This window comes from Pedobacter sp. AK017 (assembly GCF_014200825.1).
GTDB lineage: Bacteria > Bacteroidota > Bacteroidia > Sphingobacteriales > Sphingobacteriaceae > Pedobacter > Pedobacter heparinus.
Window position 1 is genome coordinate 189,543 of sequence record NZ_JACHCW010000002.1, and the last position, 24,065, is coordinate 213,607.

At 42.1% G+C, this 24,065-nt stretch carries 19 protein-coding genes; 5 read left to right on the top strand and 14 right to left on the bottom strand.

Translation table 11 applies throughout. The features are described from left to right. Positions 1-67: 67 nt before the first annotated feature. Positions 68-1,066: a quinolinate synthase NadA gene (nadA, locus tag HDC92_RS03910; protein ID WP_183872472.1), complete on the bottom strand. Its 999-nt coding sequence runs from the start codon at positions 1,064-1,066 to the stop codon at positions 68-70. Positions 1,067-1,579: 513 nt separating this feature from the next. On the opposite strand from nadA, the gene nadB reads away from it, so the two are divergent. Together nadB and HDC92_RS03920 are read left to right on the top strand one after the other, a co-directional pair. Beyond that, positions 1,580-3,166 carry an L-aspartate oxidase gene (nadB, locus tag HDC92_RS03915; protein WP_183872474.1) on the top strand — a complete coding sequence of 529 codons (1,587 nt, stop codon included), beginning with the start codon at positions 1,580-1,582 and terminating at the stop codon, positions 3,164-3,166. 3 nt (positions 3,167-3,169) lie between these two features. Beyond that, complete coding sequence (locus HDC92_RS03920) at positions 3,170-3,679, top strand: gamma carbonic anhydrase family protein (protein WP_012780191.1); 510 nt, start codon at positions 3,170-3,172, stop codon at positions 3,677-3,679. Here HDC92_RS03920 and HDC92_RS03925 read toward each other — a convergent pair whose 3' ends face one another. The 5 genes from HDC92_RS03925 to HDC92_RS03945 form a co-directional block, all read right to left on the bottom strand. Next, positions 3,680-5,308: an Ig-like domain-containing protein gene (locus HDC92_RS03925; RefSeq protein ID WP_183872476.1), complete on the bottom strand. Its 1,629-nt coding sequence runs from the start codon at positions 5,306-5,308 to the stop codon at positions 3,680-3,682. 143 nt (positions 5,309-5,451) lie between these two features. Beyond that, entirely contained in the window at positions 5,452-7,314 is a 1,863-nt protein-coding gene (mnmG, locus tag HDC92_RS03930; protein ID WP_183872478.1) for a tRNA uridine-5-carboxymethylaminomethyl(34) synthesis enzyme MnmG, read from the bottom strand. Positions 7,315-7,423: 109 nt separating this feature from the next. Then, positions 7,424-9,286 (bottom strand): ABC-F family ATP-binding cassette domain-containing protein, encoded by a 1,863-nt coding sequence (locus tag HDC92_RS03935; protein WP_183872480.1) that lies wholly within the window; start codon positions 9,284-9,286, stop codon positions 7,424-7,426. Between the two features lie 120 nt (positions 9,287-9,406). Next, complete coding sequence (gene ybeY, locus HDC92_RS03940; RefSeq protein ID WP_183872482.1) at positions 9,407-9,835, bottom strand: rRNA maturation RNase YbeY; 429 nt, start codon at positions 9,833-9,835, stop codon at positions 9,407-9,409. Between the two features lie 10 nt (positions 9,836-9,845). Further along, the gene (locus tag HDC92_RS03945) at positions 9,846-13,154 is read right to left on the bottom strand and encodes a DUF4175 family protein (protein WP_183872484.1); all 3,309 of its coding nucleotides are present in this window, start codon (positions 13,152-13,154) and stop codon (positions 9,846-9,848) included. A 156-nt stretch (positions 13,155-13,310) separates the two neighbouring features. On the opposite strand from HDC92_RS03945, the gene HDC92_RS03950 reads away from it, so the two are divergent. Beyond that, a complete protein-coding gene (locus HDC92_RS03950) occupies positions 13,311-14,108 on the top strand; it encodes a glycerophosphodiester phosphodiesterase (RefSeq protein ID WP_183872486.1) in 798 nt (265 codons plus the stop codon). Positions 14,109-14,176: 68 nt separating this feature from the next. Here HDC92_RS03950 and HDC92_RS03955 read toward each other — a convergent pair whose 3' ends face one another. From HDC92_RS03955 to HDC92_RS03970, 4 genes are all read right to left on the bottom strand, one after another. Beyond that, positions 14,177-14,368, bottom strand: a complete 192-nt coding sequence (locus tag HDC92_RS03955) for a cold-shock protein (RefSeq protein ID WP_008241764.1) — start codon at positions 14,366-14,368, stop codon at positions 14,177-14,179. Between the two features lie 97 nt (positions 14,369-14,465). Then, positions 14,466-15,413, bottom strand: a complete 948-nt coding sequence (locus HDC92_RS03960; protein ID WP_183872488.1) for a hypothetical protein — start codon at positions 15,411-15,413, stop codon at positions 14,466-14,468. 1 nt (position 15,414) lies between these two features. After that, complete coding sequence (locus HDC92_RS03965; RefSeq protein WP_183872490.1) at positions 15,415-16,284, bottom strand: phosphodiester glycosidase family protein; 870 nt, start codon at positions 16,282-16,284, stop codon at positions 15,415-15,417. 23 nt (positions 16,285-16,307) lie between these two features. Beyond that, on the bottom strand, positions 16,308-17,549 hold the full coding sequence (locus HDC92_RS03970) for an aspartyl protease family protein (protein WP_255484446.1): 1,242 nt from the start codon (positions 17,547-17,549) through the stop codon (positions 16,308-16,310). A gap of 40 nt (positions 17,550-17,589) precedes the next feature. Between HDC92_RS03970 and HDC92_RS03975 the strand changes: the two genes are divergently transcribed. Together HDC92_RS03975 and HDC92_RS03980 are read left to right on the top strand one after the other, a co-directional pair. Further along, positions 17,590-18,942 (top strand): D-alanyl-D-alanine carboxypeptidase/D-alanyl-D-alanine-endopeptidase, encoded by a 1,353-nt coding sequence (locus HDC92_RS03975; RefSeq protein WP_183872494.1) that lies wholly within the window; start codon positions 17,590-17,592, stop codon positions 18,940-18,942. Next, positions 18,929-19,999 (top strand): aminotransferase class I/II-fold pyridoxal phosphate-dependent enzyme, encoded by a 1,071-nt coding sequence (locus tag HDC92_RS03980; protein ID WP_183872496.1) that lies wholly within the window; start codon positions 18,929-18,931, stop codon positions 19,997-19,999. The genes HDC92_RS03975 and HDC92_RS03980 overlap by 14 nt, the downstream gene beginning before the upstream one ends. Here the strand turns inward: HDC92_RS03980 and HDC92_RS03985 are convergent. The 4 genes from HDC92_RS03985 to HDC92_RS04000 all read right to left on the bottom strand — a co-directional run bounded on the left by HDC92_RS03985 (position 19,971) and on the right by HDC92_RS04000 (position 23,970). After that, positions 19,971-20,651 carry a M15 family metallopeptidase gene (locus tag HDC92_RS03985; RefSeq protein ID WP_183872498.1) on the bottom strand — a complete coding sequence of 227 codons (681 nt, stop codon included), beginning with the start codon at positions 20,649-20,651 and terminating at the stop codon, positions 19,971-19,973. The genes HDC92_RS03980 and HDC92_RS03985 overlap by 29 nt on opposite strands. Positions 20,652-20,660: 9 nt before the next feature. Beyond that, the gene (locus tag HDC92_RS03990; RefSeq protein WP_015810082.1) at positions 20,661-21,887 is read right to left on the bottom strand and encodes an alanine dehydrogenase; all 1,227 of its coding nucleotides are present in this window, start codon (positions 21,885-21,887) and stop codon (positions 20,661-20,663) included. Between the two features lie 62 nt (positions 21,888-21,949). Then, complete coding sequence (tsaE, locus tag HDC92_RS03995) at positions 21,950-22,366, bottom strand: tRNA (adenosine(37)-N6)-threonylcarbamoyltransferase complex ATPase subunit type 1 TsaE (protein WP_183872500.1); 417 nt, start codon at positions 22,364-22,366, stop codon at positions 21,950-21,952. Between the two features lie 50 nt (positions 22,367-22,416). Next, complete coding sequence (locus HDC92_RS04000; RefSeq protein WP_036675347.1) at positions 22,417-23,970, bottom strand: bifunctional response regulator/alkaline phosphatase family protein; 1,554 nt, start codon at positions 23,968-23,970, stop codon at positions 22,417-22,419. Positions 23,971-24,065 lie beyond the last annotated feature (95 nt).

Sequence of the window (24,065 nt, forward strand, 5' to 3'; positions counted from 1 at the left end):
GTCAATTAACAGGTTATCCACATCCATGTGCAGTACCCAACAGCGTTATCTGCTGTTAACAATCACATTACAAGCCAAGCTTTGCCGATATTTCCAGCATTCTTTCAATCGGTTTACGGGCCTGTACAATAATATTGGCAGGCACTGTAACCTCCGGTAAGCCATTTTTAATGCATAAATACAGCTTTTCCAGTGTATTTCTTTTCATATAAGGGCAATCGTTGCAGGCACAGCTGTTATTTGGAGGTGCAGGAATAAAAGTTTTATCCGGATTGGCCTTTTCCATCTGGTGGATAATTCCACTTTCGGTAGCTACAATAAATTCCTTTGCGTCATTATTGATGGTATATTTCAATAAACCAGTAGTAGAACCTATATAATCTGCCATTTTCAATACCGCATCTTCACATTCGGGATGCGCTATAAACCTGGCCTGCGGATGACGTTCCTTCAGTTTGGTAATCTTTTCTCTTGAAAATATCTCATGTACCATACAGGCCCCGTTCCACAAGACCATATCGCGGCCGGTTTTTTTGGCCACCCAGGCCCCTAAATTCTTATCTGGTCCGAATATGATCTTCTGATCCTTAGGTAAACTTTCAACAATCTGAACGGCATTTGTTGAAGTACAGACAATGTCGCTCAAAGCCTTCAGTTCTGCTGTACAGTTTACATAAGTAATGACCAGATGATCAGGGTATTTCTCTTTAAATTTTCTGAACAAGTGAGGCGGACAACTGTCGGCCAGTGAACAACCTGCTTTTAAATCCGGCAGTAATACTTTTTTTTCAGGAGAAAGTATTTTGGCTGTTTCTGCCATAAAATGTACCCCAGCAAACACAATTACATCGGCTTCTGTTTTTGCAGCTTCCTGTGAAAGGCCTAAACTATCCCCTATATAATCTGCTATATCCTGAATATCAGGTTCTTGATAATAATGAGCCAGTATGATGGCATTTTTTTCCTTTTTTAATCTTTCAATTTCCTCAAAGAGATCTAGGGTAGGATCAATGCTTTCTTCTATAAAACCTTTTCTGTTTAATTCCTCTAAAGTTTCCGTTTTCATCAGAATGAGTTTATTTTAACTTTTGTAAATGTACGGAGTTTCCACACTTCAATAAATTATAATTAATTTAATATAAATAGATTTCTATTGTTTATTATCATGTGGATACTGTGCATAAATATCCTTTTTCTGTTCGATTATATGAGTTATTAATAATTTACTAACATTTAGATTACATTTTCATTTAAAATAAAGGCTGATTTACAGTGAGATATTTTTAAGCCCATTTTTTTATCCATATAAATATGTGTATTGTTAGTGGCTGCAAAAAAAGTGGATAAACTAGGTGATGCTGCTTAAAAATAAATAAAATATTGTGGCAAATTAGCTTTTTAGGTTAGCTTTAAACATTCAAAAATATTTGTTCTTTTTATTTAGACATGTAATTAACAATTATATTAACGTTGTTAACAAAGCCTGATAATTCGTATATTTTAAATATGTTGAAAGGGTTAAATTGGCTGATAGAAGACAAGAGGTGTATCTAATATATTGAAATACAACAGCACAGAAATGAGAAAAGTAGATTTTTTAGTAATCGGATCTGGAATTGCCGGTTTAAGTTTTGCCTTAAAGGCGGCCAGGCACGGTAAAGTACTAATTGTTACCAAATCAAATGAAGATGAGTCAAATACTAAATATGCACAGGGTGGGGTAGCTGTTGTGGTAGATAAGCATGATTCTTTTGAAAAACATATTGAAGACACACTGATTGCCGGTGATGGCCTGTGTGATAAAAACATAGTAGAGATTGTAGTAAAAGAAGGGCCCCAGCGAATACAGGAGATTATAGATTACGGGATAAATTTTGATAAGGACAGAACAGGTGTTTATGATCTGGCTAAAGAGGGTGGGCACTCAGAACACCGTGTTTTGCACTATAAGGATGTTACCGGCTATGAAATTGAGAGTGTATTGCTAAAGCAAATCCATCAGAATAAGAATATAGAGATATTAACACATTACTTTTGCCTGGAGCTGATTACCCAGCACCACCTGGGCCAGCATGTGGATAAGAGTTCTGAAGATATCAACTGTTATGGTATATATGCCTTTAATACAGAGTGTAACGATGTGGAAAAGATATTGGCGAATGTGACTATCATGGCTTCCGGAGGGGCGGGACATATCTATTCAAGTACTACAAACCCTGTAATTGCCACAGGCGACGGAATGGCTATGGTATATCGTGCAAAAGGAAAAGTTAGGAATATGGAGTTTATACAGTTCCATCCTACAGCTTTGTATCACCCCGGTGAATATCCGGCTTTTTTAATTTCGGAAGCGGTAAGGGGGTTTGGAGGCGTGCTGAGACGTAAGAATGGAGAAGAATTTATGTACGAGTATGACAAACGGGGCTCTCTGGCTTCGCGTGATATAGTAGCCCGTGCAATAGATGCGGAAATGAAGAAATCAGGAGATGATTTTGTTTACCTTGATATCAGGAACAGGAAAAAATCTGATATTTTAGCACATTTTCCTAATATATATGCCAAGTGTTTATCTATTGGCATTGACATGACAAAGGACCTGATCCCCGTTACACCCGCAGCACATTATATGTGTGGGGGCATTATGGTAGATGAGTATGGCAGATCTTCTATTAAAAATCTGTATGCCTGCGGCGAATGCTCTTCAACAGGTTTGCATGGGGCAAACAGACTGGCCTCAAACTCCCTTCTGGAAGCGCCGGTGTTTGCCCACAGAATATATGAAGATGCCGTTAAAGCATTTAAAGACAATGTCATACCTGAGAATATACCCGAATGGAATGCAAAAGGGGTAACACAGTCCAATGAGGATATTTTGGTGACCCACAACCTTAGGGAAACACAAAAACTTATGAGCGATTATGTAGGTATTGTACGCTCAGATTTCCGCCTGGAGAGGGCAATGAGAAGGCTTTTTTTACTCCATGAGGAAACAGAAGAATTTTATAAAGCCAATAAAGTTTCGGTGAAACTTTGTGAACTTAGAAACGTAATACAGGTAGCTTTTTTAGTGATTAAAGCGGCTATGGTCAGAAAGGAAAGCAGGGGACTGCATTATACAACTGATTATCCAAATCATTCCACACAGTTAACAGATACTATTTTTTAGATTATGCCAGTTATATTGCCAGTTAAAGATAAAGAACCCAAATGGGGAAGTGATTGTTTTATCGCACCAAATGCAACTATTGTTGGTGATGTGCTGATGGGCAGCAATTGTTCAGTTTGGTTCAATGCCGTGATCAGAGGGGATGTAAACAGCATTACCATAGGAAATGAGACCAACATACAAGATGGTGCAGTAATCCATGCTACTTACCTCAAAGCTTCTACCATTATAGGTAGCAGGGTATCTATAGGTCACAATGCGATTGTTCATGGTTGCATCCTGAAGGATAATATATTGGTGGGCATGGGCGCTATTGTCATGGATAATGCATTGGTAGAGGAGTATTGCATTATTGCTGCCGGTTCGGTGGTGCTTGAAAATACCCGCTGCGAAAGCGGTTATATTTATGCAGGCACGCCCGCAAAGAAAATAAAGCCCATTACAGAGGAGCAAAGAGACTTATTGAAAAGATTACCAGACAATTATAACTTATATGCGGAATGGTTCAAATAGTTATTCTTTAGGAATAGTTACAGTTTCGTTCCTTTCCCAGAGGGCCCTTATAGAGAGCTCTTTGGGTTCATTCCAGATCCTTTCGGGCTGCCGGCCAAGTTTTACATTTCCGGTATCCCATACTCCGTTTTTATTGGTGTCGTAAGTAATGCGCAACCAGTATTTGCCTGCTTTGTAATTGGCAAACCTGACTGTCGTATCTCTGGTTACCACCAGGGTATTGGCTACATTTTTGCTTTCATTTATAACTTCAAGAATGTAACTTTTATCGGGCTCGGGCGGAACTATTTTTACAATTAATGTTCCATAATCGTCTTTATTTGCCAGCTCAAACGTTTTGATAAATTCTTTGTTCTTGGTGTTGAATATAGCAGTTGCAGCCCCTGCTTCAAATTTTAGTTCGTAAGTCTTTTTGGGTTTCCAGGGATACCTGAAATAGTAGGAGAGAAAGTCTGCACTGTCTTTTAACAATGTAAATCCTGTACGTTCAACGGAATCTTCCAGTAAACTTATTTTGGTGATATCTGTGCTTTCCAGGGGAAAATTAAAACTCAGTTTTAATGGCTTGTTTGGGTTTAAAAGGCGTCCCTCAAGATTGTCGGTGGCCGTTAGGTTGCGGGTATAGGTTTCTTTTTTACCCCGGGTAATGTTTACCGTCTGCAGTTCCTTCCCCTGGTCTTTAATGGTTATTTTGGTAGAATCAAAGCTCAGGTCCTTTAGCCAGACTTTTAATGAATCATTGTTCCGGCTAAATTTGATCAGTTTACCCTCATTTAGTGCAGGGGGGTCTGTAACCACCACTTCCGGTTTTTTTAGTTTCTGGTTAAAAGCAAAAGAAATGCTTCCGTCTGCATTTAACTTTCTGTCCAATATCCTGAAAGTCACCGCATCTTCTTTAAAAATACTTAAATTGATGTTATCCAGAACCTTATCTAAAAAAATTGAGTCCTTTAAAAAGCCGATCTCGTCGGAAGCCTGCTGATAGATCTTATCTCCCCCTTTTTCTTTTAGGGCATAGATCTTATAAGTATCTTTTCTCAGGTTATTTAATGCATAATTGCCACTACTGTCTGTCAGTGTAAATATGGATGGTTTACCTTTACCAAATAGGGTATCTCTTTTTAAAGGAAGTATAAATACAAGCGCATCCAGTTCAGGCAGTCCGGTTACCGAATTGGTAACTTTTCCTTTAATACTTAAAGAATCAAGCTGGGGGCCAGTAGAAAAAACATAGGTAAAGTTTTTAACGGTATTGCCTTCATTTACATCGCCTATGGCCTTGCCGAAATTTAAGGTGTAGGTGGTGTTCTTTTCCAGGCTGTCCTGAATACTTACTTCCAGTTTTTTACCTTTGACTTTTAGCTGTGGAGCTTTTTCCATTTCAGGTGAAACGGAAAATTCCTTAAACTCATTTTGAATTTTAAAATATTCATCAAATTCAATGACAATTTTAGGGGCAGTAAAATTGACGGTCAAATTTTTAGGGCTCATTTTTAAAATCTTTGGGGGCTCCGTATCTCTCGGCCCTCCTTGTGGTTGCTGCATACTTGCACAGGCATAAAAGAGCATACTTATGAAAATAAGCAGGGAAAAATTCAGCGAGTTTATTACAATTCGTTTTTTAGCCATTTATATGCGCTATATTTAATTTATATACTTTTTTAACCCATATCATTAAAGAAAATTAAAAGTCGCTTAGATCGCATTTAAATAGCCTTGTTTAAAATGTTGCTTGTTTACCTCTAATTATTTAAAAATCAATGAGTTGAATGTTATTTACTGATGTGTACCATTAAAACAGAGATATCAGAAGGTGAAACACCTGAAATCCGGGAGGCTTGTCCCAATGTTCTCGGTTTGATCTTAAGCAATTTCTCTCTGGCTTCTTTTGATAAAGATACCAATTGTGAATAATCGAAATTGGGATTGATATCTTTATCTTCCATTTTCTGCATTTTATTCACAATTTCCTGTTCTTTTTCAAAATAGCTTTCATACTTGATTTTGATTTCTGCCTGTTCTATGGTTTCTTTATCAAATTGTTTCAGTAATCCTTCCAGCGGCTCACTTACTTTTCTTACATCATTGATGCCAACCTGTGGCCGGCTCAGTAAGCTGAATAACTTTACATTCTGGTTTAATGGAGTAGTTCCCAATTCTTCCAGCATGGAGTTTGCGCTATTCATTTCAATTCCCTGTTTTTTGGCAAAAGCTACAATGGTATCTGAATTTTTTATTTTCTGGTTTACGATATCCAACCGCTCATCGCTGATCAGACCCAGTTTATGCGCAATAGGAGAGAGGCGGATATCGGCATTATCCTGGCGCAGCAATAAGCGATGTTCTGCTCTTGAAGTAAACATCCTGTAAGGTTCTTCCGTCCCTTTAGTGACCAGGTCATCGATCAATACACCAATGTACGACTCTGAACGCTTCATGATGAGTTCCTGCTGGCCACTTACCTTCTGATGGGCATTGATTCCGGCTATAAAACCCTGACTAGCAGCCTCTTCATAACCAGTTGTGCCATTTATCTGGCCTGCAAAGAACAAATTGCTGATCAATTTGGTCTCCAGTGTTAAAGACAGCTGCGTAGGTGGAAAATAATCGTATTCTATGGCGTACCCCGGGCGGAACATTTTGGCATTTTCAAAACCAGGTATCTGGGTAAGCGCCCTGTATTGTACATCTTCAGGTAATGAAGTAGAGAACCCATTTACGTAAATCTCGCAGGTGTTCCAGCCCTCGGGCTCTACAAAGATCTGGTGTCTTTCCCGTTCAGCAAAGCGGTTGATCTTATCTTCTATAGAAGGGCAATACCTTGGCCCAAGACCTTTGATCCGACCGGTAAACATGGGCGATTTTTCGAATCCCTCTTTTAAGGTTTCGTGTACATTTGCATTGGTATAAGTGATCCAGCAGCAGCGCTGTTCTTTTGGAAGTTCTACATTTGTAAAGGAGAAACGACCAGGATTTTCATCTCCCCATTGTTCTTCCATCAAACTATAATTTAACGACCGTCCATCTACACGGGGTGGGGTACCGGTTTTCATTCTCCCGGCCTCAAACCCAAATGCTGTAAGTTGCTCAGTCAATCCGGTTGCAGCTTTTTCTCCTGTTCTACCGCCGCCAAACTTTTTCTCTCCGATATGGATCAGCCCATTTAAAAATGTGCCATTGGTAAGCACTACGGCTTTACCTTTTATTTCAACACCTATTGCCGTTTTAACCCCAATAACCGTATTGTCTTTGATCAGTAAACTACCTACCATATCTTGCCAGAAATCTACGTTCGGCGTGCGTTCCAGCGCAAGCCTCCATTCTTCTGCGAATCTTTTTCTGTCGTTTTGCGTTCTTGGACTCCACATAGCAGGTCCTTTAGAAAGGTTGAGCATACGGAATTGGAGTGTTGTTTTGTCGCTGATGATACCAGAGTAACCCCCCATAGCGTCAATTTCACGTACAATCTGACCTTTGGCAACGCCGCCCATGGCCGGATTACAGCTCATCTGCGCAATGGTTTCCATGTTCATCGTAATCAATAAAACAGATGATCCAAGATTGGCCGCTGCCGCTGCCGCCTCGCAACCGGCATGGCCTCCGCCCACCACAATTACATCATATTCTTTAAACATTTTGTTTTTATTTTATAGATGTTCCACGTGAAACAGTCGCTTAGTATTGAACTCTTGTTGGTCTCGTTTCACGTGGAACATTTGTTTTAATTTAAATAATTAATTTGATCTATGCTTCAGAAAGTATTAACCACCGTTCTGTTTTTTCTTCCAGCTCCGCGTTTAACGTCTCTATAGTTTTAGTCAGTTCCTGCAGCTCTAAATAGTTTGATGTATCTGTTTTCAACAGGGAAGCATTCAGTGTACCGAGCTCAGTTTCCACTGCTGCTATTCTGTTCTCCAGTTCTTCCAGTTCCCGTTGTTCTTTATAACTTAATTTTTTTACTGCAGCTGCAGGAGCGGGGCTGGCTGTAGTTTGTTTCTGTTTTTGTTCTGGTTTTTCTTTAGGTATATCTAAACTTATTCTGTATTCCGAATAATTTCCATTGTAAATGGCTACCGCTCCATTGCCTTCCATGATGAACAATTGTTCGCTCATTTTGTCCAGTAAATACCGGTCGTGAGAAACCAGGATCAATACGCCCGGAAAGTTTTCCAAAAATTCTTCCAGTACATTTAATGTATCAATATCCAGATCATTGGTCGGCTCATCCAAGATCAGGAAATTCGGGTTTTGCATCAACACCTTCATCAGGTGCAACCTTTTCTTTTCACCACCGCTCAGCTTCTCTACCATCCCATGTTGTTTTTTAGGAGGGAAGAGAAAGAGGGTTAACAGTTGCGAAGCAGAGATGGTTTGCCCATCGGCCATTTTAATATATTCTGCATCTGATTTCACAATATCAATTACGCGCTCTTTTTCATTAAATGCGAGTCCGCCCTGTTTGTAATAACCATACACGGTTGTATCGCCGGTACTAACCTTTCCTTTTTCAGGCTGCAAGTATCCGGTAATGATGTTCAGTAAAGTTGATTTTCCGGTCCCGTTTTTACCAGCCAGTCCAATTCTATCCGCGCGTTTAAAAGTATAACTGAAGTCGTTAATGATGTTTTTGCCATCAAAGGACTGCCCGATATGATCCAGTTCAAGTATTTTATTACCTTGTCTGGACATTTTTACATTTAATGTAACCTTTTGATTATCAGTTCTTTGTTTCGTTTTTTCCTCTAAGTCATAGAAAGCACCTATCCTGGATTGCGATTTGGTGGTACGTGCTGCCGGCATCCTTCTCATCCATTCCAGCTCTTTCTTCAGCAGGTTTTTGTTTTTTTGAAATGTGCTTTCATTCGCAGCCTCCCTTTCCGATTTCTTTTCCAGGAAATTGGCATAATTTCCGTTATAGTTGTAGATCTTCCCCCGGTCAAGCTCTACAATAGTATTGCATACATTGTCTAAAAAATACCTGTCATGGGTAACCAGCAGAATGGTCTTGTTGCCTGAAGTCAGTAATTTCTCCAGCCACTCTATGGTATCAATGTCCAGGTGGTTGGTGGGTTCGTCCAGTACATAGATCTCCGGGTCTTCAATCAAAAGTTTAGCCAATGCCAGGCGTTTCTTTTGTCCGCCTGATAAGGTAGCGATCTTTTGCTGCAGATGGTTAATGCCCATTCTGCTCAGGATGGTTTTGATCTCATGCTCGTATTCCCAAGCATTGTGCTCGCTCAGCTCCTCATATAAACGGTTTAAAGTCTTTTCATCAGGGTTCGGATCTTCTATCAGTTCCTCATATTCTTTGATCAGCTGCTGCTGTTTGTTTTCGAGGGAAAAGATGAAATCGCTGATAGAATAATTCTCCGGAAAACTGGGCTCCTGATCCAGAAAGCCAATTTTTACAGATTTGTTCTTTACAATTTTTCCTTCAAGAGGAGAGAACCTTTCCGCAAGGAGTTTCAGTAAGGTGCTTTTTCCGGCACCGTTAATTCCTACCAACGCTATGCGTTGCCCGGTCTGGATACCCAGGGTTAAATTTTTGAATAGCCATTCGTCGTGATAAGCATGGCCTAAGTTTTCGGCTGCAATAAGTGTGCTCAATTCTGTGTTTAAGATATTATAGATAAGAAATTACCACAAAAGTAAACATTAATTCTTTTGCATCGCTTTACCGCAGGCGGAATTTGACAACAGCAGGTAAATTGCAGATTGATAAGCAGTTCAGGAAAGTTTGGCCAAATGATGATCTTCCCGTGTTGTCATGGTTGCTTTCGCTGCTTTCCCCTTGTCTTTATAACCCAGTAAATGCAATGTGCCATGGATCATCACCCGGCACAATTCCTCGGCTACCGGCAGCTTTAGCACCCGGGCGTTCTCCTGGACCCGCTCTATGCTGATAAATATATCGCCCACAATTGTTTTAAGCTCCTCAGCGTTGTCAAAAGTAATTACATCGGTATAGGTGTCATGTTGAAGGTAATCCTGGTTTATACGCAATAAATATTCGTCAGAGCAAAGAATGAAATTTAGTTCCCTTAATACATAACCTTCTTCGGCAATGGCCGATCGGATCCAGTCTTTGATCTGTGTTTTATTTTTGAGGCGATAACTGGTGTCTTCAGTAAAAAAATGGATGCTGGCTTTACTCATCTGATCAGAATTATTGCCCCGAATTTAACAATTTAAAATATTCTGCAATTTTATTTTTGTAATAGTGGTTTAAGCTGGGGGGCATTTTTTGCAGCCATTCGGTCTCGCTTTTTTGCAGGGTTTTAAACTTTTCCAGCATTTGTCTGTACGAAGGAGGCAGGTCTTTACCTGCTTTGCTTTCTCTTTTGGCATCTTCGTCCTGTTCCCGGTCGGCATTCTCCGCTTCCAGCAGCTTGGTCAACACTTCCTTTTGGCGGTTCAGGGTTTCCTGTTCCAGTCGTTTGTTCACCAGTTCCGTTTCTGTAGCCTTCATGTCTTCAATGGTTTTGTTGAGGTTACCGAGCTTTCCTTTTCCATCCTTGTTTTCTTCACTGTTTATTTTCTGTAGAGCTTCCCTGATCATTTGCTGCTGCTGGGCCATTTTCGCAAATTCCTCACTCATCGCGCCTTTTGGGACATTGCCTTTATTGCCTCCTTTTTGCATCTGCTCACGGGCCTTTTGCATATTGTCATTCAGTTGCTGCTGCATTTTCTGTAACTGCCCAAGGCTTTGTTTCTTTCCTTTTCCAGCCCCCTTGCCTGCTTTGCTCTTCTGTAACTGGTCCAGCGCTTCATTTAACATTAAGGAAAGGTTATTGATAGAGGTCATCGCATACTGCTGGTTTTTATTTGCAGCGGCTGTGTTCCGCTCACCCAGGTTTTCCAGCCCCTTGTCCATATTAAAATTGATCTTTTGCAGCTCCTCATTTACCGCAGTCTCAATCTGTGGTACGCGTTTGCTCAACGAAAACAGGCTGTCGCCAATGGTCTTCATGTTGTCTCTGATCAGGCGTTGTTGCTGAACATTGCTGGTATATTGGGGATCATTGCTATTTAAGCGTCTTAAATTCAACATTACTTTTTCCTGGTCAAATGAGGTCTTTAACAGGTTTTCCAAAAGTTGGCGCAGTTCTTTTGCATTCAGGTTATTTTCCATTTCGGCCGATTCCTGCTGCATTTCACTCATTTTAAGGGCCAGCTGCTCCATTTGGTCGGCAGCCTTTTGCTGTTGTTCAGCAGCTTTTTTCCGGTCGTTTTTATCCAGCTGCGCTTCAGCCCCTTTTTGCTGTTGTTCAATGTCCTTGGTTTCTTTTTCAGGGTTTTGAAAAGGGTTGGGCCGTTCAAGCTGCTGGTTTTTTTCGTCCAGCTTTTTCATTTCTTTTTTCAGGTCGTTAAAAGATTCCGACAATTGCTGCTGCTTGTTTTTCAGTTCGTTTAGCCCTGCATCTTTGGCCAGGCTCTTGTCGGCCTGTTCTTTTTGTGCTTTGGCCAGTTCTTTCAGCCGGTCTGTCGTCTGTTGAAGGGTTTGTTCAAATTCCAGCTGTTTGTAAAGTTCAAGGATTCGGTCCAGCTCATTTTTAAGCGATTTATTGTCCAGCTGCATTTTAGACAATTCATTCTGGGTCTGGTCCTTGTTGTTCTGGTCCATCAGGCGCTGCAGCTTTTCCAGCAGGGTCTTCGTTTTTTCATCCAGAACATGGTTAAACAGGTCGTCGATCTGCTTTTGTTTCTCGGCAAGTTCCTGTTTAAGAATGTTATTTTCTTCTTTTTCAAAAGTGTTCTTTTTGTTCAGGCTGTTGATTTCTTTTACGGCCTCTTCCAATTGCTTTTGCTTGTCCAGCAGCAGTTCAACCTGCTTTTTATCTTCATAAGTAAGCTGTTTCTTGTCCAGCAGGGTTTCCCCCAGCTTTTTACTTTCTTTTTCTACCTGTGCGGCCAGTTTAATTGCTTTTCCCATTTTCTGTTTGAGTACCTGGCTGCTTTCGTTTATTTTCTCGGCAACCTGCTGAGAAGAAGGGGGGGTAAAGACCTTAATTTCTGATTTTGTGGTCTTTGGTCCGTTTACCCCATCATTATCGGCAACCTCAAAGTAATACTCCATACGCTGGCCAGGTTTTACGGCTATCGTTTTTAAATCCCAGAAATAGAAGAAGGCAAAGTCCTGTCGTCCATTTTTGAACGGGACCAGGCTGCTCACAGTACTTTTTATCTTGTCGTCTTCCCTAATGCTGTATTTAAATTTTAGTGAAGTAAAACCGTGATCGTCATTGATCTTGCCTGAAAAATAAAGCGCCTTACTGCTCAGGGAATCTGGTGTTTCGGTAACAGAAATGGCGGGAAACTCATCCTTGATTACATTTAACTGATGGGTCAGGGAGTCTTTACTGACTACAAAATTGTTTCTGGGTACAATACGGTAGGTCGAATTTTCGCGGATGGTGCCCGTATAGGAAAAGGAATTGTTGATGGCCTTTAAAACCTGCGATTTGTTGCCCAATGTAAAAGTAAGCTGGTCGCTGTGCTGCGTTTCCATTGTCCAGGTTACATTTGTTCCTTCAGGCAGCAGCAGGTCGCCCGCATTTTTAATGCTTTCGGGCTTTTTGTTCAGATAGGCCGGATAAAGCAACCGGGCCGTCAAGGCAAGGATGGATGGCCTTGGCTTTACCTCAATGGCAAAGGCTGCCGAATTAAAGCCCCCGGCCATGAAACTTATTTTCTGGCTTTTTTGAATGTTCTTAAATGTATAACTGAACCTTGTAGTGCTTTCCTTTTCCAGTTTATAAGTGTTTGTTCCGTCCGAGACATAGACTTCCTGTGGAATTTCATCGCCGGTAAGTTTGAGCTGCAGCTTTACATCATCGCCCTGCGCCACCCTGAGCCCGGAGTTGAGCAGCACAAAATTAAAGGGGGCTTTGGGCAAAATTTCCTTATTGTACTGGACAAAACTGCTTGTACCTTCCCGCAATATGGCCGGGGCAATGATCGCAATCAGCAGAATAAGGGAAGCTGGTGCCAGAAAATATTTGATGTATTTTTTGTTGTCTGCCAGTTTAATGGCACTCGAAAAGGGAATGGGCTTCAGTTCTGAAATCTTCTGGTCTATCCCGGCAAGGATGAGCTGACTGTTACCGGGCGATTTTTCGACCATTGCTTTCAGTTGAAGGGTATTGAGCAGCTTATCTTTCACATTAAAAAAATGATCGCCGATAAGCACCGAAGCCTGTTCTATGCTTAAATTTTTACCAAGTTTAAAATAGGACAGGGCAGGGCTGATCACCAGCAGTACAATGGCGAGGAGGCCAAGGGCAATGTATCCAAAAAACAAGGCGGTTTTAGTAGCTGTGCCAGGCTGGGTATAATAGATCAGGACAAACAGTACCAGGTATAAAGCCAGCAGGAGCGCAGCCGTATAAATGCTGCCCCGCAAAAGTTTATTGAGGTAAAACTTTTGCGTAAACTCATTAATTTTAGAAATTAAAAGTTCGTAATTGCTGCTCATTGCTGGTGAATATAGCTTAAAGATAAGAATCAGCCACGTTTTTTAATAAAAATACGAACATTAACCCTGGCTTTATGCAGGGATTACATTTTATTAACAACAACAATGTTTCGATTTGTTTTTATAATTTTTACTTTAGTAAAAAAACATAACAATATGAAACAGGTATCTTTACTCATTGTCCTTATGGTGATGACATTAAATGGCGCATTTGCACAAAAGAAAATCAAAACGATCAACAGCTGGAACAAGAATCAGGTTATTGCACACCGGGGGGCCTGGAAGAAGAACAATCTTCCTGAAAATTCTATCGCATCTTTAAAAGAGGCCATAAGAATCGGTTGTTTCGGATCTGAATTTGATGTACATATGACATTGGACAGTGTGCTGGTGGTGAACCACGATCCTGATTTTCAGGGCATGCATATTGAAAAATCTACCTATAAGGAGCTGCTGGGTAAAAAACTTTCCAATGGAGAGGGCATCCCAACCTTAGAAGCCTATTTAAAAGCTGGAATGAAGCAAAAAACAACCCGGCTGATCCTTGAGATCAAACCCTCTAAGGCAGGGGCAGAGTTTGACAAGATCTTAACAGCTAAAGTAGTGGCTATGGTACACAAACTGAACGCTACTGCCTGGGTAGACTATATCAGTTTTAGCTACGACATCCTGAAACAGGTATTACAGATCCAGCCCGATGCACATGTCGCCTATTTAAAAGGAGATGTTTCGCTTGAAAAGATGAAGCAGGATGGTTTTTATGGTGCTGATTATAATTACAGCGTTTATCAGAAAGGGGAGTGGTTTAACAAAGCTAAAGCGCTGGGTCTGACCATTAACGCATGGACTGTAAATGCGGAAGCGGATATGAAATGGCTGCTCGACAATAAGGTAGAGTTCATTACCACCAATGAGCCGGAATTGCTTTTCGAGGTGATCAAAAACCACAAATAGAAAAGGCTTATAAACAAAAAAGCATCGCGGGTTATCCGCGATGCTGTACAATTTATGTTTTTAATAATCTAGATTACTTTAACATTAATCGCATTCAACCCTTTTTTGCCGCTTTCAACGTCATATTCAACTTTGTCGTTTTCACGAATTTCGTCGATAAGGCCTGTTGAATGTACAAAAATTTCGCTATCTCCATTAGCTGGGATAATAAAACCGAAACCTTTAGTTACATTAAAAAATTTTACTGTTCCTTCTTGCATTGTATTATTTATTAAAAATTAAGTGTGCAAGGTACATAATATTTTTTTATAATATGCAAATGCTTCATTTTTTGATAAATATAAAATAAAACAGGCTTTATTTGCTGTTTTTCCGGCCTATTACCGAGAAGTTTATTTCACTTGAATGCGGAATTCCGAGTGTTTTTCCCGGAACAACCTTTAAAAGATGCTGAAAATAAACATCAATAATGGCCTCCAGCGTTTTTTTACGCGGCTCATAATTCTCCGGAAAATTGGTATGAAAAGCGCCTAAATGTATGCGGCCTTTTGCATCAACTACAGCCGAAAAATCGTAGCCAAAATCGGCGTAAGCTTTTGAAATGTCGACCCGGTATCTCGGGAAAAGATAATCATAAGCCTCAGTCTTGCCCAAAAGCTTATCCACACTGCTGATCTTTTCTACTTTAATCATTTTACTTAGGGGGATCAATTCCACGGGTTGCCGGGCCCCAAAGGCACTGTCACGGTTGTCGGGATTCCTGTTCGTTTTTTCTGCCAGCTTTTGGATGTACAGTGTATCTGCCCTGGTAGGGCGTTGCAGCTTTTCTACCGACGTTTTAAGTGTCTTGTTGATATAATCTTCAGCATACCAGGTCAGGTTTACGTCAGAACGGATGTCTCTAGAAATCTCCCTTGCCGTTAAATGAAGGCGCTGAAAGACCAGGCTGTCTTTACTTACCTTCTTGATCCTGAACCACTCTTTGGCAAAATTATACACATCACCATGGTCGTAATGCAGGTAAAAGGACTGCATCCTTTTATACTGAGGGCTATAAGCCATTATCGTGTCCCTGGATTTGAACTGTATGATCCAGGAAGGTTCCTGCTGAAAGCCAAGTTCATTAAAAGAGAGGCCGGTACTAAAACGACGCTTTACTTCATAATATTTAATGCCAATAACGGCATCAAAAGGCTGCTTCCCGGTAATTTTTTTGCTGTTTGCAGGCTTGTCCCCTGCGCTGTTGCAGCTGCCAAGCAGTAGCGCCACAACCGCCAGCACATTCAGGATACTGGTTTTTGTCATATCAGCGCGTCTTTTTCACCAGGATCACATTTGCTACTTTCCGTTGTCCGGCATGGTCCCAAAGTTTATTGTCCGTTGGGTAATTCACCACTCCACCCCCGGGAAAACCACTTACCCATAAGGTTGTAGAGCCCCCGCCATCCAGGTTAATGGAGCTGGTACAGCCCAGCCATTTCATCGTTTTGGCCAGTTCTGTTAAACTCATTCCTGCCGAGTTGCTGTTCCTGCCGTCAACCGTCAGTAAAAGGATTCTTCCGTTCGGCTTAATGCCGATGGCAGTTCTCGGATGCCGTGACCGTGAAAAACTGGTAGAGTCGAGCGCCTCGTCCGTACCGTTTAACATCAGCAGGGGGCCGCTCAGCAAAACATTTTCTTCTGTTAAGCGTTGCTCCCAGTCGGCGGTACCGTCCCATTTTTTTAAGGCCAGTTTACCATTGCTGATCACTACAGCTGCCTGCTGGTGCCTTGCGCGGCTATCATTTTTTTCGAGCCGGTTTTCGGCCAGCACTTTGCCCCCCACTTTTATAAAATCTACCGACCCGCCATTCTTAACATCAAAAAAAGAACCGTTAACAGCGGCCAGCGCATTGTTTTCTGTGCCAAAGGTACTGGTCATTTTTAACACTTTTTCTTCTGCGGCGATGGCCAGTACAGGCGATCTGCCTTTGTTTTTAATTTCCAGGTAGCTGATGTTCTGGTTGGCCAGAAAAAGATCTTTAGCATTAAAATGGTGGGTAACCAGTTTGATTTTCCGGGCCAGGCGCTGTTTATCCCATTTGGTATGGACCAGATTAAGTGAGTCTGTATTTTGTGCAAAAGCTAAACCATAGCCACAAAGCACAACAAGGGTAAGGAAAGATTTTTTAAGCATATACACAAAGGTAAAATAATCCTTTAAATTCTTTGTTTAAGCTTAAAAACCTTAATCATCAGCTCATTGTTCCTTATAATGGTGAGGATCATCTGTTTACCGTCGGCAGCTTTGAACAGGTTGCTGATTTCATCCAGTTTATAACTCATAACAGGCATAAGATTGATGGAAATGAGCTCGTCATCTACCTGTATCCCCGCTTTTTCGGCTGGTGACCCGGGTTCGATCCTGCTGATGAAATAATGTTTTTTCTTGCCCTCCTGAAGGTATACCTCTATGCCCGACATGTCATGTTCGAAAGGCCGGTTAAACAGGCTGTTCTTTTTCAGGTATACAGAATTATCTTCGTAATCAAAAGTGATGTTAAAACGGCTCAATACATCGGCCCCTAAATTACCATTGCGGTCTTTCAGTATCACTTTAGCAGCTACATCATCGTAGTGGGGGTAAGATGCCAAAACATTTTTGAGCACAACCCCGCCAATGGTTAAGGAAGGGATCCGGCCAATGCTACCGTCGATAGGCCCGCTCATGCCTACACCAAGACTGGCGGGAATAGACGTTGAAGGCACGGGGAAAGGGCGCTCATTGAGCCTTTCCAAAGATATGGCATGACTTGCCCCGTTGTCTACCAGCATTTTTATCGTTATATTTTTATGGTCAGCGGTCTCCATGTCAATATTGACATAAGGTTTATAACCTACAATTTCAATGGACACCCTTTCTCCCTTGATTTTACGGACCGCAGCAGGGTAGCTAAACAATAACCTTTTTTGGGAGTACCTGATCTGTACCAAAAAACTTTTAAAAAAATAATACCCCAGCAGTCCGTAGATCTTTGTGCCCAGGTAATTGGATAAACCGAAAATATCCTTTTTTAAGATCGCTGCAGGGATATGCTCAATCGCCGCCTTCCCCACGTTTGCAGAGATTTCGTTTGAAACAAATGCATCAATTTCTTCCCCCTTTCCCAGGCCCGAGATTTTAATGGAACGTGAAACCTTCAGGCCAAGACTATCAATCAATGCCGGATCGGTGATGATCAGCGGGCCAACGCCGGTGTCTAGAATAAAATTAAAGGGCCCCTGGCCGTTCAGGTAAACTGGGATGATCACCAGGTTCTTTACCATCGTAAACCGGATAGCATCCTTGATCTTGTTTTCTGTGAAATGGAACTGCTGTGCCCGGGCAGGAATTGCGATGCCGATCTGAAAGGCCAGGATAAGCTGGAATAAGATAAGTTTACCGAAATTAATCCTGCTCATTAACAACATCATAAAACTAAATTAATAAATTAGTCGCAGTATGATCAGATTTATCCACAAAAGAAAGCAACTTCAGGTGCAGCGCCTCGGGTTAGCTTTGTTGGCAGCTATATTATGCCCGGTTTTATTTTCCGCCTGTTCTACAGAGAAGCAGATTGGCCGTTCTGTAAAAAAGGTTTTTGCAGACTCGCCGGTACTGAAAAAATATTATGCAGGCTTTGCATTATACGATATGGCCACAGCACGAATGTTGTTTGAAAGACATGCCGACCAGTATTTTACGCCGGCATCCAATACCAAGCTGTTTACCTTTTATGCAGGTTTAAAAATGCTGCCCGACTCCATTCCTTCGCTGCGTTATGTAGAGCGGGGCGATTCCCTGATCTTTTGGGGTACAGGGGACCCATCTTTGTTGCAAAGCAAGCTGAAGGGAACAAAGGCCATAGAATTTTTAAAGGCCAGTCCGAAAAAACTGTTTTATGCACCAGGAAGGTATACCGGCGATTTTTACGGCAGTGGCTGGCAATGGGATGATTATAACGAGTATTACCAGGCCGAGATCAATGAACTGCCATTGATGGACAACCTGCTTAGCCTGAAGGCCGAAAATGGAAGGCTGTCTATGGTTCCCCGCCTGCTGAAGGACTGCCTTTCGGCAGATTCCGGAGACACCCAAAAAACATTCAGCGTTACGCGCGATTTTTATACCAATCATTTTAAATACCCGGCAATACCTCTTCCTGCCGGCTATAGCCAGGAGGTTCCTTATAAGGTAAGCCTGCCGCTTACGCTGAGCCTGCTTTCAGATACGTTGAAAAAGACAGTTATGCTGGCTAAAATGAAAATGCCTGCCGATGCAAAGACCGTTTATAATATGAGAACCGATTCTGTGCTCAAGGCAATGATGCTGCCCAGCGATAATTTTATTGCAGAGCAGCTGCTGCTGGTTTACGCAAACCAACTGGGGGAAGAGCTAAATACCAGTAAGGCCATTTCTTATATTGAAAAAACGTATTTAAGCGAGCTGCCGGATAAACCACGCTGGCAGGATGGCTCTGGTCTTTCCAGGCGCAATTTATTTACCCCCCGGGATATGATAAAATTGCTGGAGCTCATCTATAAACAGGTAAACAACCCGGTACGCCTGTTTAACATGATGCCTGCGGGGGGCAAAAGCGGAACACTCAGAAATGCCTATCCCAAAACCGACCAGCCTTTTGTATTTGGTAAAACAGGTACCCTTTCAGGGGTGCATAACCAAAGCGGCTATGTGCTTACCAAAAAGGGAAAAACTTATATTTTCTCTTTTATGAACAACAATTATGTTGTTCCAACGGCCGATGTGAGAAATGAAATGGTGCGTGTTATGACTTATATCCATGAAAAATTCTGATCCGGATTTAACGCAGCTGCAAAGCCCCCTGTCGCTAAACATAAGGGTAGAGGGGCAGTCGTATCTGTATTTCAGCGGAACGGCCTACCTGGGTATTCCCCAAAATCCAGACTTTATGGCCTTTTATCAGGAAGGGCTTAAAAAATTCGGCCTGAACAACGGAACCAGCAGGGGCAATAATGTTCAGCTGGGCATTTACAATGAAGCAGAACATTATGCGGCGCAGTATTTTGGGGCTGAAGAGGCCCTGATCACCTCAAGCGGCTACCTGGCGGCCCAATTGCTGGTCAGGCATTATACAGCTTATGGCAAGGTGCTCTATGCCCCGCAAACACACCCCGCCCTTTGGTTAAATGAGGCCCCCGCTGTTGGCGGAACCTTTAGCAGCTGGGCAGAAAATGCGTTGACGCATATTAATACCAGCAAACAAAACAAATGGCTGCTGGTCAGCAATGCTTTGAACAATCTTTTTCCCGAGCGCTATGATTTCTCTTTTTTAAAGGAGATCCATCCCGATAATGAAGTGATCCTGATCGTAGATGATTCTCATGGTATTGGTGTGCTGGATGATGGCCGGGGTGTTTTAAATTTAATTGCGGCACCCAAACACGTCAAGGTAGTTGTGGTCGCGTCTATGGCCAAGGCTTTAGGCGTAGACGCCGGGATTATCTTAGGCACCCGGGCGCTTGTTGCAGGGTTAAAAAAGAGCAATGTGTTTATGGGTGCCTCACCACCTGCCGCCGCCGGGCTATATGCTTTTATGCATGCCAAAGCACTCTATCGTGCCGAACTGAACAGGCTAAAGCAGCATATGGAAACCTTCTCTGCCGGAATCAACCCTGAAGAATGGGATTTTATACCGGATTATCCGGTTTATTTAAGTAAGGACCGTAATTTATACACGAAATTATTGCAGCATCATATCCTGATCTCTTCCTTCCCTTACCCAGATCAGAACGGGCCATCTTTAAACAGGGTTGTCCTGAGCAGCTGGGCTAGTCCCGAAAGTATAAATGAGCTGCTTGAGGCTATAGCTGCTCAAAAGGAATATCCATGAGGTCGTAATTTTGCCAGCCCATGAAATCAAAATGCCACCACTCATTGGGGATTACCCTGAAACCGTGTCTGTGCATGATATTGATTAGGTACTCCCTGTTTTTCAGGATTTCCGGGGGCAGGTCTGCATAAGTGGAAGAGGCCTCGGGGGCAAAGCTGTCATAAGGTGTGGGCATGGCCAGTGCTTTCCTGGTTTTTAAATCAATTAAAGTCAGGTCTACGGCGCAACCCCTGTTATGTTTTGAACCCTTTTTAGGGTTGGCCACAAAGTTCTTGTCCGAAGCCCCTTCGTAAAAAGCCAGGGTAACCTGATACGGGCGGTAGGCATCAAATATTTTTAACCCGTAACCTGCTTTTTTAAGCTCTGCCTGAATTTTTTTCAATTGTATAACCACCGGTCTGCGTGCAAAGGCCCTTGCCTGCTTGTACATGACGCGGTTCATAAAATTGTTCGCTGTGGCGTATTTAATGTCGAGCACAATACCTGGAACATATTTTTTGATCTCCAGTAGCTTATTGTCGCTGTTTTTTTTGCAGGAATCCAGGTAATCGGCATAAGAACACACCTTTAAACCATACGGATTGAGCTTATTTTCCTGCGCAAAAACAGCGCAAAACGGAGCCAGAAACAATAAAAGGAATAATTTTTTCATCCGGAGCGGTTATTGATTGGCGGCTACAAGCAGCTCAATGTCCTTATAGGGCAGGTTAAACATGTTTGCCAGGTCCTTACTGGTCAGGTGGCCCTGGTAAATGTACAGTGCTTCCCTGATCCCCGGTTTGTTCCATACCACGTTCATCAATCCGCCCATGTCGCCTATATCTATCAAAATAGGCGTAAAGATATTGGTTAGCGCATAAGAGGCCGTTCGGGGTACCCTTGAGGCAATATTGGGCACACAATAATGAATGACGTCGTGTTTCCGGAATACGGGGTCCTTATGGTTGGTTACTTCTGAGGTCTCAAAGCAACCGCCCTGGTCGATACTTACATCAATTACCACCGAGTTTGGTTTCATGCGCGCTACGGTTTCTTCCATTACAATGCAGGGGCTCCGGCCATGTGAGGCGCGAATGGCGCCAATCACCACATCGCAGGTCGTAATGGCCTTGCCCAATACGATAGGTTGCATTACCGAAGTAAAAACCCTGCTGCCCAGGTTATTTTGCAACCGCCTTAACCTGTAAATAGAACTGTCGAATACTTTTACCTCTGCGCCCAGCGATATGGCTGTACGGGCAGCATATTCGCCAACTGTACCTGCGCCCAGGATTACAATTTCTGTAGGCGGCACACCGGTAAAACCACCCAGCATCAGCCCTTTTCCACCCGTTACGTTGCTCAGGTATTCTGCGGCTATTAAAATAGAGGTGGCACCAACAATTTCGCTCATGGACCGCACCACACTTAAGATATTACCTTCATCACGCAGGTTCTCAAAGCAAAGGGCATTGATCTTTTTGTTGAGCAGGGCCTTGAGGTAAGACTCTTTCAGGGCACCCATCTGCAGGGCAGAAATTAAGGTCTGCCCCTTATGCATCATGGCAATTTCTTCAGTAGTAGGGGGTGCAATCTTTACCAGGATATCTGCTTCAAAAACTTCTTTTTTGTTAAAAGAAATGATCGCACCCTGTTCACTATAATCTTTATCAGAAAAATTTGCACCTACGCCGGCCCCGGTTTCAATAATTACCTTGTGCCCGTTGTTGACCAGGAGTGCAACAGAAAGTGGGGTCAGTGCGATCCTGTTTTCCTGAAAAGAGATCTCTTTAGGAATGCCGATGTATAAACTGTTGTTCTTTTTATTGATTTCTGACATTGCCTCTTTGGGTTGTATTAACCCTTTTTGGGCAATGGAGGCCATACCTTCGCGTAATCCTGTAGCCATTGTTTATTTATTCATTATGGATTGAAATTAAGCAATTTAGCTGAAATTTTTATGTTTGGGATTTAAATTTTTGAAATTGACAATAAACGGTCGTTTTCATTCAGGGTTTCGATCCGGATTTTGAGGTAATGCTCAGGTAAAAGCCCGTCAATTTTCTCGGGCCATTCAATAAAGCAGGTATTACCAGAATAAAAATACTCTTCATAACCAATATCGTAAGCTTCCTGCAGGTTTTTAATCCTGTAGAAATCAAAATGATAGATGATATGGCCATTGGCATGGTATTCATTTACGATGGAAAAGGTCGGGCTTGAAACCACTTCTTCTACACCCATTGCTTTGGCCAGGGCCTTGACCAGGGTAGTTTTTCCGGCGCCCATATCGCCCTCAAAAATGAAGAAAGATTCGTCCTCTGCATAATTTAAGATTTTTTCAGCAGCCTCATCCAGTGCCTCAATGCCATTAACTGTAAGTTTCATGTGGTGTATTCAATAAATACAAATTTAGTAAATATGAATTTATAATGCACTTACCTTGAACTATATGTTGCAATAGGAATGATCATTTCCTCTAATGAAATGCCCCCGTGCTGAAAAGTCTCATTGTAATAATTTACAAACTGGTTATAGTTGTTCTGGTAAACAAAATAACGGTCCTCTTTTGCAAAGATGTAGTTGGAACTGATATTGATCTTCGGCAATTGTGCTTCATGGGGATTTTTGATCAGAAATACCTCTTTGGCATTAAAATTAAGGTTTCGGCCTTGTTTATAGCGGAGGTTGGTATTGGTGTTCCTGTCGCCGATCACCTTGCTCGGATGTTTAACCCGGATGGTGCCGTGGTCGGTCGTGATCACCACTTTAACCTTTTTCTGCGAGATTTTTTTAAGCAGGTCCATTAAGGGCGAATGTTCAAACCAGGAAAGCGTTAAAGAACGGTAAGCTGCATCGTCATTGGCCAGTTCACGGATCATCTGCATATCAGTGCGGGCATGCGAAAGCATGTCTACAAAGTTGTAAACGATGGCATTGAATTCATTTTGCATCAGGTTGTTGACCTGCTCGTTCAAAGCCCGGCCATCATCATAGGTCAGGATCTTATTGTAGCTGAACTTGCAGTCCTTACGCAGCTGACGTTTGATCTGGTCGGCCAGAAAGGCTCCCTCGTGCATGTTTTTTCCGCCCTCATCATCATCGTTCTGCCATAACCCCGGAAAGCGGCGCTCCATTTCAAGGGGCATAAGACCGGAAAATATGGCGTTCCTGGCATATTGTGTAGCTGTAGGCAAAATGCTGGAATAAATATCTTCATCGTCCATCCGGAAATGTTCGGTAATCAGCGGATTGATAATGCGCCACTGGTCGTAACGCAGATTATCGATCAAAATAAAAAAAACAGGGGTAGTACTGTTGATCAAAGGAAAAACTTTCTTTTTCAGCAGGTCATTTGACAAAAGCGGGGCCTGGCCCTTACCGTTTACCCAGCCCAGGTAATGGTCTTCAATAAACTTTGAAAACTGCATATTGGCTTCCGATTTTTGCATCGTCAGGATTTCGTGCATCTGCGGATCATCCAGTTTTTCGAGTTCCAGCTCCCAGAATACCAGTTTTTTATAAACTTCTACCCACTCTTCATAGCTCAGCTTGTCGTTCAGGGTCATGCCCAGTCGTCTGAAGTCCTGCTGGTAGGCCATAGATGTTTTTTCGCTGACCAGTCTTTTATTGTCTATGATCTTTTTAATGGTCAGCAATACCTGTTTAGGGTTTACAGGTTTGATCAGGTAGTCGTCAATCTTTGAGCCGATGGCGTCCTCCATCAGGTTTTCTTCTTCACTTTTGGTGATCAGAACTACTGGAACATCATTCCTGATGTTCTTGATGGCGGTCAGGGTTTCCAGTCCGCTTAGCCCGGGCATATTTTCATCCAGGAAAACCAGGTCAAAATGCTCCTTTCCAAAGGCTTCCAGGGCATCGTTGCCATTGGTAAAGGTAGTTACATGGTACCCCTTTTCGTTTAATAGTAATATATGTGGTTTTAATAAGTTGATCTCATCATCGGCCCATAAAATCTTAGTCTCTTGCATCATTTATGTGTATAATATAAAAATAATTCCTTAAAAAGAGACATCTCTTTCTTAGTATGGATAAAAATAGCAATTTTTGTACCGTATAATTTATT

Coding starts and splice junctions, on each gene's coding strand:
- HDC92_RS03980 (WP_183872496.1), top strand. CDS start 18,929: ATGAAAAATTCTGATCCGGATTTAACGCAGCTGCAAAGCCCCCTGTCG.
- HDC92_RS03925 (WP_183872476.1), bottom strand. CDS start 5,308: ATGGCTAAAAAACGAATTGTAATAAACTCGCTGAATTTTTCCCTGCTT.
- HDC92_RS03950 (WP_183872486.1), top strand. CDS start 13,311: ATGAAACAGGTATCTTTACTCATTGTCCTTATGGTGATGACATTAAAT.
- HDC92_RS04000 (WP_036675347.1), bottom strand. CDS start 23,970: ATGCAAGAGACTAAGATTTTATGGGCCGATGATGAGATCAACTTATTA.
- HDC92_RS03960 (WP_183872488.1), bottom strand. CDS start 15,413: ATGACAAAAACCAGTATCCTGAATGTGCTGGCGGTTGTGGCGCTACTG.
- HDC92_RS03955 (WP_008241764.1), bottom strand. CDS start 14,368: ATGCAAGAAGGAACAGTAAAATTTTTTAATGTAACTAAAGGTTTCGGT.
- nadA (WP_183872472.1), bottom strand. CDS start 1,066: ATGAAAACGGAAACTTTAGAGGAATTAAACAGAAAAGGTTTTATAGAA.
- mnmG (WP_183872478.1), bottom strand. CDS start 7,314: ATGTTTAAAGAATATGATGTAATTGTGGTGGGCGGAGGCCATGCCGGT.
- tsaE (WP_183872500.1), bottom strand. CDS start 22,366: ATGAAACTTACAGTTAATGGCATTGAGGCACTGGATGAGGCTGCTGAA.
- nadB (WP_183872474.1), top strand. CDS start 1,580: ATGAGAAAAGTAGATTTTTTAGTAATCGGATCTGGAATTGCCGGTTTA.
- HDC92_RS03965 (WP_183872490.1), bottom strand. CDS start 16,284: ATGCTTAAAAAATCTTTCCTTACCCTTGTTGTGCTTTGTGGCTATGGT.
- HDC92_RS03990 (WP_015810082.1), bottom strand. CDS start 21,887: ATGGCTACAGGATTACGCGAAGGTATGGCCTCCATTGCCCAAAAAGGG.
- HDC92_RS03985 (WP_183872498.1), bottom strand. CDS start 20,651: ATGAAAAAATTATTCCTTTTATTGTTTCTGGCTCCGTTTTGCGCTGTT.
- HDC92_RS03975 (WP_183872494.1), top strand. CDS start 17,590: ATGATCAGATTTATCCACAAAAGAAAGCAACTTCAGGTGCAGCGCCTC.
- ybeY (WP_183872482.1), bottom strand. CDS start 9,835: ATGAGTAAAGCCAGCATCCATTTTTTTACTGAAGACACCAGTTATCGC.
- HDC92_RS03920 (WP_012780191.1), top strand. CDS start 3,170: ATGCCAGTTATATTGCCAGTTAAAGATAAAGAACCCAAATGGGGAAGT.
- HDC92_RS03945 (WP_183872484.1), bottom strand. CDS start 13,154: ATGAGCAGCAATTACGAACTTTTAATTTCTAAAATTAATGAGTTTACG.
- HDC92_RS03970 (WP_255484446.1), bottom strand. CDS start 17,549: ATGAGCAGGATTAATTTCGGTAAACTTATCTTATTCCAGCTTATCCTG.